The organism is Streptomyces xanthii (assembly GCF_014621695.1).
GTDB lineage: Bacteria > Actinomycetota > Actinomycetes > Streptomycetales > Streptomycetaceae > Streptomyces > Streptomyces xanthii.
Genome location: NZ_CP061281.1, coordinates 349982 through 361110 on the forward strand (window position 1 = coordinate 349982; position 11129 = coordinate 361110).

Here is an 11129-nt window from a genome sequence, read left to right on the forward strand (position 1 = left end):
GGGCTACTTCGTGAGGGCGGCGACGACGCCGTCGACGTACCGCTCCATGGACTTGGGTCCGCCGAACATCCAGATGCCGTCGTCGAGCCGGTGCACCTCGCCGGCCTTCACGAAGGGCAGCGACTTCCAGACGGAGTTGCCGGCGAGTTCGCCGGTGAACACGTTGGCGCTCTTGTCGGCCTTGTTGCCGATGTAGGCGAAGCGCACGTCGTCGCCGAGTCCGGTGAGGCCCTCGACGTCGGTGGTGGCGAGGCCGTAGTCCTTGTCGCCCTTCTGCTTCCAGGCGTTCTTCAGGCCGAGGTCCTCGTTGACGGCGCCGATGAGGGAGCCTCTGGTGAAGGCGCGGACGGAGACCTGCTGGGAGGCGGCGTAGCCGTCGGCGAAGGCGATCGGGGAGCCGTCCTCGCCGGCGTCGGCGAGGGCCTTCTTCCCTTCGGCGACCTTGGCCTCGTAGGACTTCCTGACGGTCTTCGCCTCGTCCACGGTGCCGGTGGCCCGCGCGATGGCGTCGAGGTTGTCCATCATCTGCTCGACGGGGCGGGTGGCGTCGGCCGGGCGGAGCTGGAGGACCGGGGCGATCTTCTTCATCTGCTTGACGGCGGACGCCGACAGGTCGGTGGTGGTGACGATGAGGTCGGGGGTGAGTCCGGCGAGGGTGTCCATGCTGGGCTCGCCGCGGGTGCCGATGTCCTTCGGCCGGTCGGTGAGCGGGGCGGCCTTGTCCCAGGTCGTGTAGCCCTTGACGTCGGCGACGCCGACGGGGTCGACGCCGAGGGTGACGAGCGACTCGACGACGTTCCACTCCGTGCCGACGACCTTGGTGGCGGGGCGGTCGAGGGTGACCTTCGCACCGGTGGCGTCGGTGAGCGTGATCTTCCGCGCCTTGGCGTCGGCGGAGTCCTTCGCGGGCTCGGAGGAGCCGCAGGCGGACAGGACGAGGGCCGCGGCCGTGGCGGCGGCCGCGGTGACGAGGGTGCGCTTCATGAGGAGGTGGAGAGCCTTTCGCTTCTGCTGTGGTGCCGGCCGACGGCGCGCGTGCGCAGCCGGCCGGTCAGGGGGTCGGTGTCGACGTCGATGCGGATGCCGTACGTCTCGGTGAGCAGTGCGGGCCGCAGCACGTCGGCGGGGTCGCCCTCGGCGACGACGCGCCCGGCGTGCAGCAGGGCGATGCGGTCGGCGACGGCGGCGGCCTGGTCGAGGTCGTGCAGGACGACGCCGACGGCGATGCCCGCGTCGTCGGCCAGGTCGCGCACGAGGTCGAGGAGTTCGACCTGGTAGCGCAGGTCGAGGTAGGTGGTCGGCTCGTCGAGGAGCAGGACGCCGGTCTCCTGGGCGAGGCAGCTCGCGAGCCAGACGCGCTGGAGCTGGCCGCCGGAGAGCTGGTCGACGCCGCGTGCGGCGAGGGTGTCGACTCCGGTCAGGGCGAGCACCCGGTCGACGACGGCGGTCCCGTCGGGGTCGGACCGGCCCCAGCGGCCGCGGTACGGGTAGCGGCCGAACTCGACGACGTCCCGCACGGTCAGTCCGCCCGGTGTGGGCCGGGACTGGGTCAGCAGTGCCACGCGGCGGGCGAACTGGCGGGACGTGAGGTCGAAGCCGTCCGCGGCGTCCGTGGTGCCGGCGTCGAGGGTCAGCGTGCCCTGCCGGGCGTGCTGCAGCCGGGCGACGGCGCGCAGCAGTGTCGACTTGCCGCTGCCGTTGGGCCCGACGAGGGCGGTCACCTCGCCGGGGCGGAGGACGAGTTCCGCGTCGTGGACGACGTCGACGCCGTCGTACGACACGGTCATGTGCGCGGCCGACAGTTCGTGACCGCGCGGACGTGGGGCGCTGCCTGCGCGTTCACCAGATCTCACGCAACGCAGGTTAGCCTAACCTTACTTTGCCGCGGAATGGGGGGTGCCGGCCGGAGGCGGCGACCAGGGGAGGGTGATCACTATGTGGATACTTGAACCCTCATTCAACGTTTTGTTTATGATCGCGGGACCCCAGCCGTCCGACCGGAGTCCCGCATGCCCACGCCGCCCCTGCCCGCCGCGCCTCGACCGCACCCGCTGCACGTGCTGCGGACCACCGCCTTCGCGATCGGCGCCCTGCTCGTGCTCGTCGGGGTCGGGGTCCTGCTCCACCAGCCGCTGCTGATCCCGCCACTGGCGGCGAGCGCCGCGCTGGTGCACGGCGCGCCGGGTCTGCCGATCTCGCAGCCGCGCAACATCATCTGCGGCCAGCTGCTCTCCGCCGCCATAGGCTTCGGGACACTCGCCGTGATGGGGAGCAACGGCTGGGCGGCCGCGGTCGCCGCGGGCCTCTCGCTCGGCGCGATGATGCTCACCCACACCTCGCACTCCCCCGCCGTGGCGACCACGGTGATCGTGGTGCTCCAGGCGCCGCACCCGCTGCCCTTCCTCCCCCTGCTGGCGCTCGGCACCGCTCTGCTCGTCGCGATCGGCCTGCTCCCGGGCCGCATCGGAGCGCACCCGGTGCGCTACCCGCTGACCTGGTGAACCGTGGTCAGCCCAGCAGCCTGAGCCGGTCCGCGCACCGGCCCACCCGGACCGTCTGACCCCAGGTGAGGCCGAGTGCGTCGCTCTCCACGCCGTCGCCGAAAGCGATGAGCCGCTCGGACTCGACGGTCAGGCTCAGCCGGGCGGCGGCCCGCAGTTCACCCCCGCTCAGGCTCGTGCCGGTAGCCGGCGAGGGCCAGGCCTCACGGACGTACCACAGGAGGCGGTCGTCGGTCGGCGCCGGCAGCGCGAGGCCGCCGCCGCGCTCCTGCCACACCGAGCGGATCCAGCCCGTGGCCCCCGTGCCGGTGCCGACCAGCACACCGGAGGAGGCCTGGGCCTCGACGACACCCCCGTCGCCCTCGAGGCCCAGGCGGTAGCGGGCGGTCTGATGACCGGCGGAGCCCACGTAGATCTCGTTGAGCGCGACCAGGCGCTGGCCGTCGTCCGTGACGGCCTCGACCATGGTCAGTTCGTCCACCGCGGCGCCGGGCGCGAGCGCGGCGGGCAGCAGCCGGGACACGTCGGCGGGACGGTGCCGGACCAGTACGCCCGGATTGCGGCCCGGTTCGGCGTCCACGCCGACCACGGGCCGCCCGGCCACGTACTTCGCCGCGTTGGCGACGAGCCCGTCCTGGCCGACGACCACCACGACGTCCTCCGGGGCGAACAGGAACCGGTCCAGGTCGGCCCGTTCCACGCGCGCCTGGCGCCAGTTCAGCGGCACGGCGGCGGCCACCTCGGCGAGCGCCTGGTGCGCCCGGTGATGCCGCTCGGCGATCTCCTCGATAGCCCGCCCCCGGCTGCTCAGGAAGAACGCGGCCTGGCCGTGTGTGCCGTGGTGGGCGATCAGTTCCTCGTACTCGGTGGTGCGGTGGACGAGGACGGCGCGCGGGGCAAGGCTCATGCCGGCCGGCCGCCGTCCGCGCCCTGTCCGGTGCCGAGCTTGGCCAGCAGCCCGGTCAGCACGTCCGGGGACACGGTGAGGCTGTCGATGCGCGGCAGGTTCTCGGCGAGCCGGGTGCCGGTGAGCGCGTGCAGGGTGGCCGCGTCGGTGTCGGCGTGCACCCGCAGCCAGGCCGCCTGCGCCTGGGCGCGGGCCTCGCCGATCTCCCGGGCGCCCTCGGCCTCTGCGCGAGCCAGCCGGACGGAGCGCTCGGCCTCCGCCGTGGCGCGCACGGCGTCGGCGGCGGCCTGCTCCTCGGCCTCGCGGCGGGCGTTGGTGCCACGCTGCTCGACCAACTGCTCCTCCCTGCGCGCGAGTTCGATCCGGCTCGCCAGTTCGTTCTCGGCGATGGTCCGCTCGCGCTCGACGGCCACGGCGCGGCGTTCGTACGTGGCCCGGTCGGCCTCCTGCTGGATCCGCTCCCGGGCCGGGGTGCGCAGCGCGCGCTCGACCTCGGGCTCGGGGCGCAGCGCCATCACGCGGACGGAGACCACCTCGATGCCGGAGGCGGGCAGCCGGGGCTCGGCGGCGAGTCCGGCGGCGACCCGCTCCCGTACGGCCGTGACGCCGTCGGTCATGGCGGACTCCAGCGGGGTGCGCGCGAGGACGTCGAGCGCGTGCTGCTGAGCGGTCTCGGTCAGGAGGGTGGAGAGCTGCTCCAGCGGGGCGCCGCGCCAGACACCGGTGTCCGGGTCGACGGAGAAGTCGAGGTGCTCGGCGGCGACGGCCGGGTCGGCGATCCGGTAGGTGAGCGTGGCCTGGACGGCGATGTCCTGGAAGTCGGCGGTGCGGCCGTGGAAGGTCATCGCCAGCTCCCGGTCGTCGACCGGCACTTCGGAGAGTGCGGCGACGAGCGGGCGGAACCAGAAGCTCACGCCCGCGCCGTCGTGCGCGAGCCGGCCACCGCGGTGGTGACGGATGTGGGCGGTCGGCGTGCCCCGCAGATGGCGCCAGCCGAAGCGCTTGGTGATGTCGGCCATGACGAAAGGCTCCCCTCGTTCGAGTCAGCATGACTCTAAATCGGGGAGTCTTTTTCGTCAAGGCGACCAAAAAGGAGAGCGGGGTCAGTCCCGGGCGCCGTCGACGACGGCCGCGACGGCCTCCACCTCCACCAACTGGTCGTGGTAGCCCAGCACCGTGACGCCCATCAGCGTGCTGGGCACGTCGTGCGCGCCGAAGGCGTCCCGTACGACCTGCCACGCGGTGACGAGGTCCTCCTGACGGGTCGTGGCGACCAGGACACGGGTGCTGATGACGTCCTCCAAGGTCGCGTCCGCGGCGGCGAGCGCGGTCCGCAGGTTCGCGACGCAGCGCGCCGCCTGGCCCGCGTAGTCACCGACGGACACGGTCGCGCCGTCGTCGTCCAGCGGGCAGGACCCGGCGAGGAACACGAGCCGCGCCTCGGCCGGAGCCGTCGCTGCGTAGGCGTACTCGGCGACGTCCGACAGGGCGTCGGAACGGATGAGTGTGACGGAACGGGCCACGACGGCAGGTCCCTTCGATCGGCGGAACGGGGCGGCAAACCCGGTCATGCTGACACAGCACCCGCCCCAAACTCCGCCGATTTTCCGGGCGTCAGGGCTTCCAGGCCAGCGTCGAGCAGTTCGTCGCAGCCGGCTTTCCGGCGAGCCGGTCGGTGAGCCAGTCGACCGCGGGACCCTGGTCGGTCAGGAGCGGTGCGAAGTGGTTGATCAGCGCCCGGCCGACGTCCGGCAGCACCACCGGCTTGTACGTGACCTGGGCACCGCGCCCGCACCAGTCGACGGCCAACTGCCGCGCCTGACCGTGCGGGACCAGATCGTCGCTCACCCCGGTCGCGACCCGCACCGGGCTCGCGGGCCGCAGCCTGCCGATGCGCTGCTCGGCCAGGAAGGCCTGGAGCCGCGGTTCGGCCTCGATGATCTGCGCCAGGGACTTCCCGTCGTTCGTCCACGAGGAGCTGCGCTGCGACGAGTAGGAGAAGATCGCGTCGCCGACACACATGGTCGCCAGGTCCTTCAGGGCGGCCGCGCCCTTGGCGCCGAGGTGGGCCTCGGCGATCGGCCGCAGTTCCGGATCGGACTGGAGGAAGCCGTTGAGCGACCAGCCGAGCGCGCCGACGAGGTCGGTGCCGTCGATGGCCTTCGTCGTCTCGGTGAGGTCGGCGGGCGGGGCGCCCGCGTAGGTGCCGGCGAGGCGGACGTCCGGGGCGTACGCGGGCTGGAGTTCGGCGGCGGCCGCGGTCGCGCCGCCGCCCTGGCTGTAGCCGAACAGGCCCACGGGCGAGTCCCCGGTGACGGTGGCCTGCTTCAGGGAGCGGGCGGCGCGCACGGCGTCCAGCACGGCGTGCGCCTCGTCGAGCCGGTTGACATAGGTGTGCAGCCGGTCGGTGGCGCCCAGGCCGATGTAGTCGGTGACGACGACAGCCACGCCCTTGGCGAGCAGCCGGTAGATCGCGAGGTCCTCGTAACCGACGGACACGGTCTGCCCGTTGAGCCGCAGCGGGTGCTCCAGGCCCATCGAGGCCGCGCACTGGTCGCCCTGGCCCATGGTTCCGGGGGCGAGCGCGACGAGCGGGCGGGGGCCGGTGCCGCGCCGGCGGGCGGTGGGCTCGATGTAGGCGCCGGTGACCGCGGCGGGCTTCCCGGAGGCGTCGGTGGTCTTGTACATGAGCCGGGTCGCGGTCCCGGGCAGCGGGCCGTGGAGGGTCGGCAGGCTGAGGGCGAGCGGCAGCGGCTCGGTGCGGATCACGGCGCCGTCGGCGGCCGGGAGTTCGGCGGGCGGGTCGTAGAACGCGGGGATCGGGACCCCGCGCGAGACCTCCCCGGCGGTGCCGGTCGCGGCCGCGGCGGGCAGGGCCTGGGCGCCGAGGCAGGCGGCGGCGGTGACGGCCGCGGCCAGCAGACGGGTGGGGGCGGGCATGGCGGACCTCCTGGGTACGGGCCGGAAGGCGGGCAGGCCGACAGGGCGCGGGAAGCCGGTGACACAGGCTCCCCACGCGTCGCCGGACGCTATCGACCCAGGGGTTACCGCCGGTAGCGGTGCGGTGGTTACGGTTGAGTAACTTGCGAGTGGCGGGCGCGGCCGTCCTAGATAGCGGACATGACCGAGGGGACGGCGCCTCAGATCGCGGCGCAGGAGCGGGCCGACGTACTGCGCGAGCGGCTCAAGGAGCGCATCTACGCATCGCTGACCCTGCTCGCCGTGCTGGTGGGGCTCGCCCAGAACGGGCACGCGTCCCACCTCGGCGCGGCGGCCTCGGTCGCCGTCACCGCACTCGGCCTGTGGCTCGCCACGCTGGTCGCCGACATGCAGGCCCATCCGGTGGCGCACGGCCGGATGCCCCGGCTCGCGGAGATCCGGCACACGCTCTTCGTCTCCAGCCCCCTGCTGACCAGCGCCGCCGGTCCGCTGCTCCTGATCGGGCTGTCCGCCCTGGGCGCGCTGCACCTGACGACGGCGCTGTGGATCGCGGTCGGCAGCGAGGTGGCGTCCCTGGCGGCGTGGGGCTGCGCGGGTGGTCTGCGCACGGGCGCGGGGCCGCTGGGCGCTCTGGTCGTGGGCGCGCTCAACGCGGTGATCGGGATGGGCGTGGTCGCGGTGAAGCTGCTCGCGGGCCACTGACCCGGACCGCTCGCCGCCACCCCCGAGAGACCGGCCGCGCTCAGAGCACCCGGTGCATCACGTGCAGCCCGACCCGGCCGTGGCGCGGGTGGTCGAAGGCGTCCGGGACGGTGCCGAGGACCGTGAAGCCGAGCGAGGTCCACAGTCGTACGGCCGGGTTCGTCTCGACGACCGCGTTGAAGACCATCGCCCGGAAGCCGTCGGCCTTCGCCTCGGCCAGGACGTGCTCCCCGAGCGCCCGCCCGTAGCCGTGGCCGGACCGGGCGGGGTCCACCATGAATCCGGCGTTCGCGACGTCCGCGGCGGGGCCGCCGTAGTTGGCCTTCACATACGCGGAGGCGACGACCGCGCCGGCGTCGTCCTCCACCACGAACACCCGCCGGCCCGGCCCGGTCCACAGCGCGCGGGCCTCGGCCTCGCCGGTGCCGCGGTCCCAGGTGTACGTCTCACCGGCGGCGACGATCTTCCGCCAGAAGGGCCAGATCCGTTCCCAGTCGTCCGCGCGGGCATCCCTGATCAGCATGTTCCGAGTCTCCCACGGCTTCCTGGACAACTCGTCAGTAATGGACCCCCGCTCGCGCGCGGGCCCGCGCGCCCGCATAAGGTCCCTGTCTGTCCCCGTCTCGTCCCCCGCCCCAGGGGACCTGAAGATCCACACCAACAGGAGTTCACACCGTGCCCGCACCCTCCAGCTCCCCTGCCCCCATCTACGACCAGCTCGTGGACGAGCAGGGCGACGTGCTCGCCGACGTCCGTTCGGCGGCCCGGGAGACCGAGCGCACCGCCGAGAACGTCCTCGACTTCACCCGCCCCGCGCCGGGAGAGCACGTGCGCTGAGCTGCCGCGCCGCACACGGGCGGGCGGGGTCCCATCGACCCCGCCCGCCCGTTTGTCATGTCCGTGCACGCCTATTGACTCGTTTTCGAACTCGTCGGTAGCTTCAACTGTCAGCGCGCTGTAACCCCCTGTTCTCACACGGAACTTGGCCTGTGGGCCGAGCCGCATTCGAAGGAGTTCAGATGGCGTTCCGCGCGTTCGGCGGCCGTGTCGCGGCCGTGGCGGCCACGGCCGGCGCAGCCCTCGTCACCCTCGGCGGGCCGGCCCATGCCACCGGGCAGCCCCTCCCCTACGTCGCCCTCGGCGACAGCTACAGCGCCGCGTCCGGGGTGCTGCCCCTGGACCCCACGGCGAGCCTCCTGTGCGCCCGGTCCACGGCGAACTACCCGCACGTGATCGCCGAGCGCACCGGCGCCGAGCTCAAGGACGTGACCTGCGGCGGCGCGCAGACCAAGGACTTCGCCGGGTCCCAGTACCCGGGTGTGGCCCCGCAGCTGGACGCGCTGTCGGACGACACCCGGCTGGTGACGCTGACCATCGGCGGCAACGACAACAACACGTTCATCAACACGATCCTGGCCTGCGCCTCCGCCGGGATCGCCACGGCCGGGCAGGGCGACCCGTGCCGCACGCTGTACGGCGACAGCTTCGCCAAGGACATCGACGGCAAGACGTACCCGGCGGTGAAGGCCGCGCTGGAGGCGGTGCGCAACAAGGCGCCGAAGGCGCGCGTCGCGGTGCTCGGCTACCCGTGGATCATGCCGGCGAAGGCCCAGGCGGGCTGCTTCCTGAAGATGCCGATCGCCTCGGGCGACGTCCCGTACGTGCGGGACATCCAGACACACCTCAACGACGCGGTGCGCCGCGCGGCCGCCGAGACCGGGTCCACCTACGTCGACCTGGGCACCGCGTCCGAGGGGCACGACGCGTGCCAGACCGCCGGCACCCGCTGGGTGGAGCCCGCGCTGTTCGGCACGAACTTCGTGCCCGTGCACCCCAACGCGCAGGGCGAGGCCGCGATGGCCGACCTGACCCTCGGCGCGCTGGGCCTGCGCTGACCTGAACGGCGCAGTCCGACAGGGACACGCCCCGGGGGCCTGCCTACGGTGGGGGCCCAGGGGCGTCCTGCCGATCTTCGTGGATCAGCCTGGGGCGTCCGGTGCGTGCTCTCGGCGTGCCGGGCGGAGGCCCTCGTAGCGGAGCTGCTCGGGTCTTCGGTCGGCACGGCGAGAGTCCCCTGCGGGACGTCACGCGCCCACGAAGACCGGCAGGACGCCCTCTGGGGGCGTGGAACGACGAGGTCGGAGGGTCCGTGGGCGGCGAGCGGCACACCAGGCGCAGGAAGACATGGCTCGCGGGAGCGGCGGCGCTCGCCCTCGCCGGGGCCGGCACGGCGGCCTGGGCGGTGGTGACGCCCGGCGAGGAGGCGCCCCGCACCGGTCCGCTGTCCGCCGCCGAGGTCCGCTCGGCCGCGACCGGGTTCCTGGACGCGTGGGCCGACGGGGACGCGGGGCGCGCCGCGTCCCGCACCGACGACGAGAAGGCCGCGAAGGCCGCGCTGCGCGAGTACCTCGACTCGGCCCGCCTCTCCCCGGTGACGATCCGCCCCGGTGCACCGCGCGGCACCCGGGTCCCCTACGCGGTGCGCGCGGAGTTCCGCTACGACGGGGCGCGGGCGCCGCTCACGTACGAGGACGCGCTGACCGTGGTGCGGCGGGCCGGGGACGGGAAGGCGGTCGTGCGTTGGGCGCCGTCGGTGCTGCATCCCCGGCTGGACGCGGGCGAGCGGCTCTCGGTGCGGGACACCGGACCCGCCCCGGTACGGGCGACGGACCGCGACGGCAGGACGCTGGACACCGGGGACTTCCCCTCGCTCGCGCCGGTGGTCGCCGGGCTCGGCCGCGCCTACGGCAAGGCCGCGGGCGGGCGGCCCGGTCTCGCACTGCGGGTGGTGCCTGAGGGCGGCGCGGGCGGGGACGCCGAGCCACCGGCCGGCGAGACGCTGCTCGAGGTCGCCGAGGGACGGCCCGGGAAGGTGCGGACCACGATCGATCCCACCGTGCAGAAGGCGGCCGAGGAGGAGGTCGCCAAGCGCTCCGACGCCTCGATCGTCGTCCTGAAACCGTCGACCGGCGAGGTCCTCGCGGTCGCCAACTCCCGTACCGACGGGCCGAACACCGCGCTGGAGGGGCGGCTCGCGCCCGGCTCCACGATGAAGATGATCACGGCGTCGCTGCTCCTGGAGAAGAAGCTGGCGACGCCGGACGCCCCGCACCCGTGCCCGAAGAACGCCTCGTACGGCGGCTGGACCTTCCACAACGTGGACGACTTCGAGATCCCCGGCGGCACCTTCCGGGCCGACTTCGCGGCGTCGTGCAACACCGCCTTCATCACGCAGGCCGGCAAGCTCGCGGACGACGATCTGCCGCGCCAGGCCCGTGAGGTGTTCGGCATCGGCACCCGCTGGTCGGTCGGGGTGGACGCGTTCGACGGGTCGGTGCCGGTGCAGCACGCCGCGTCGAAGGCCGCCGCGCTGATCGGCCAGGGCGAGGTGCGGATGAACCCGCTGACGATGGCGTCGGTGATCTCCACGGCGCGCACCGGCACGTTCCGCCAGCCGTACCTCGTGGCGCCGTCCGTCGACCACCGCGAACTCGCGAAGGCCGCCCGCACCCTCGACCCCACCGCGCACCGCAGGCTGCGGGACCTGCTGCACACGACGGCGACCTCCGGCTCGGCGTCCGGCGCCATGGCCGGGCTGTCCGGGGACGTCGGCGCGAAGACCGGCTCGGCGGAGGTCGTCGGGCAGGAGGACCCCAACGGCTGGTTCGCCGCCTGGCACGGCGACCTCGCCGCGGCCGCCGTGATGCAGCGCGGCGGCCGGGGCGGCGAGTCCTCGGGACCGCTCGTGGCGGCCGTCCTGAAGGCGGTCGACAAGGGCGACGAGGGCGACGACTAGGGGTCTCCCGTCCGATCCGAACGCCGCCCCTAGTGCGGGACCGCGAAGAAGAGCACGGCGGCGAGGCCGAGCGCGCCGCACAGCGAGGCGGCCAGCGCGATGCTGACGCCCTTGGCCACGACCGCGGTCGTGTCACCCCCTTCCTGAACGCTGCGCCGCATCGCCCACACCGCCTCGGCGAGCAGGGCGACTCCCACGACTCCACTGAGCATCACCACTACATCGATCATGTGCTGATCGTCCGATGCGACCGCGCCGGTCGGCCGCAACCGGCGGGCGCGCC

At 73.6% G+C, this 11129-nt stretch carries 13 protein-coding genes; 5 read left to right on the plus strand and 8 right to left on the minus strand.

The annotated features are described in order from the left end of the window. Positions 1–3 precede the first annotated feature (3 nt). Together IAG42_RS01680 and IAG42_RS01685 are read right to left on the minus strand one after the other, a co-directional pair. Positions 4–984 carry an ABC transporter substrate-binding protein gene (locus IAG42_RS01680; protein WP_188335203.1) on the minus strand — a complete coding sequence of 327 codons (981 nt, stop codon included), beginning with the start codon at positions 982–984 and terminating at the stop codon, positions 4–6. Continuing rightward, positions 981–1787 (minus strand): ABC transporter ATP-binding protein, encoded by an 807-nt coding sequence (locus tag IAG42_RS01685; protein ID WP_394811271.1) that lies wholly within the window; start codon positions 1785–1787, stop codon positions 981–983. Before IAG42_RS01685 ends, IAG42_RS01680 begins: the two co-directional genes overlap by 4 nt. Positions 1788–2009: 222 nt before the next feature. Between IAG42_RS01685 and IAG42_RS01690 the strand changes: the two genes are divergently transcribed. Beyond that, the gene (locus tag IAG42_RS01690; protein WP_188335205.1) at positions 2010–2501 is read left to right on the plus strand and encodes an HPP family protein; all 492 of its coding nucleotides are present in this window, start codon (positions 2010–2012) and stop codon (positions 2499–2501) included. Between the two features lie 7 nt (positions 2502–2508). Here IAG42_RS01690 and IAG42_RS01695 read toward each other — a convergent pair whose 3' ends face one another. From IAG42_RS01695 to IAG42_RS01710, 4 genes are all read right to left on the minus strand, one after another. Then, positions 2509–3408: an NAD(+)/NADH kinase gene (locus tag IAG42_RS01695; protein WP_188335206.1), complete on the minus strand. Its 900-nt coding sequence runs from the start codon at positions 3406–3408 to the stop codon at positions 2509–2511. After that, positions 3405–4427, minus strand: coding sequence for an SPFH domain-containing protein (locus IAG42_RS01700; protein WP_188335207.1), 1023 nt, complete (start codon positions 4425–4427; stop codon positions 3405–3407). The genes IAG42_RS01695 and IAG42_RS01700 overlap by 4 nt, the downstream gene beginning before the upstream one ends. 84 nt (positions 4428–4511) lie before the next feature. Next, on the minus strand, positions 4512–4931 hold the full coding sequence (locus IAG42_RS01705) for a RidA family protein (RefSeq protein ID WP_188335208.1): 420 nt from the start codon (positions 4929–4931) through the stop codon (positions 4512–4514). Between the two features lie 91 nt (positions 4932–5022). Further along, positions 5023–6348: an alpha/beta fold hydrolase gene (locus IAG42_RS01710; protein WP_188335209.1), complete on the minus strand. Its 1326-nt coding sequence runs from the start codon at positions 6346–6348 to the stop codon at positions 5023–5025. A gap of 180 nt (positions 6349–6528) precedes the next feature. On the opposite strand from IAG42_RS01710, the gene IAG42_RS01715 reads away from it, so the two are divergent. After that, on the plus strand, positions 6529–7050 hold the full coding sequence (locus IAG42_RS01715; protein ID WP_188335210.1) for a hypothetical protein: 522 nt from the start codon (positions 6529–6531) through the stop codon (positions 7048–7050). Positions 7051–7090: 40 nt separating this feature from the next. On the opposite strand, the gene IAG42_RS01720 is transcribed toward IAG42_RS01715, so the two are convergent. Beyond that, positions 7091–7573: a GNAT family N-acetyltransferase gene (locus IAG42_RS01720; protein WP_188335211.1), complete on the minus strand. Its 483-nt coding sequence runs from the start codon at positions 7571–7573 to the stop codon at positions 7091–7093. Between the two features lie 152 nt (positions 7574–7725). Here IAG42_RS01720 and IAG42_RS01725 point away from each other — a divergent pair, with 152 nt between their 5' ends. From IAG42_RS01725 to IAG42_RS01735, 3 genes are all read left to right on the plus strand, one after another. Beyond that, entirely contained in the window at positions 7726–7887 is a 162-nt protein-coding gene (locus tag IAG42_RS01725; RefSeq protein ID WP_188335212.1) for a hypothetical protein, read from the plus strand. A gap of 182 nt (positions 7888–8069) precedes the next feature. Further along, positions 8070–8945: an SGNH/GDSL hydrolase family protein gene (locus IAG42_RS01730; protein WP_188335213.1), complete on the plus strand. Its 876-nt coding sequence runs from the start codon at positions 8070–8072 to the stop codon at positions 8943–8945. Positions 8946–9199: 254 nt separating this feature from the next. Beyond that, positions 9200–10846, plus strand: coding sequence for a penicillin-binding transpeptidase domain-containing protein (locus tag IAG42_RS01735; protein WP_188335214.1), 1647 nt, complete (start codon positions 9200–9202; stop codon positions 10844–10846). A gap of 29 nt (positions 10847–10875) precedes the next feature. Here IAG42_RS01735 and IAG42_RS01740 read toward each other — a convergent pair whose 3' ends face one another. After that, on the minus strand, positions 10876–11076 hold the full coding sequence (locus IAG42_RS01740; protein ID WP_188335215.1) for a hypothetical protein: 201 nt from the start codon (positions 11074–11076) through the stop codon (positions 10876–10878). Positions 11077–11129 lie beyond the last annotated feature (53 nt).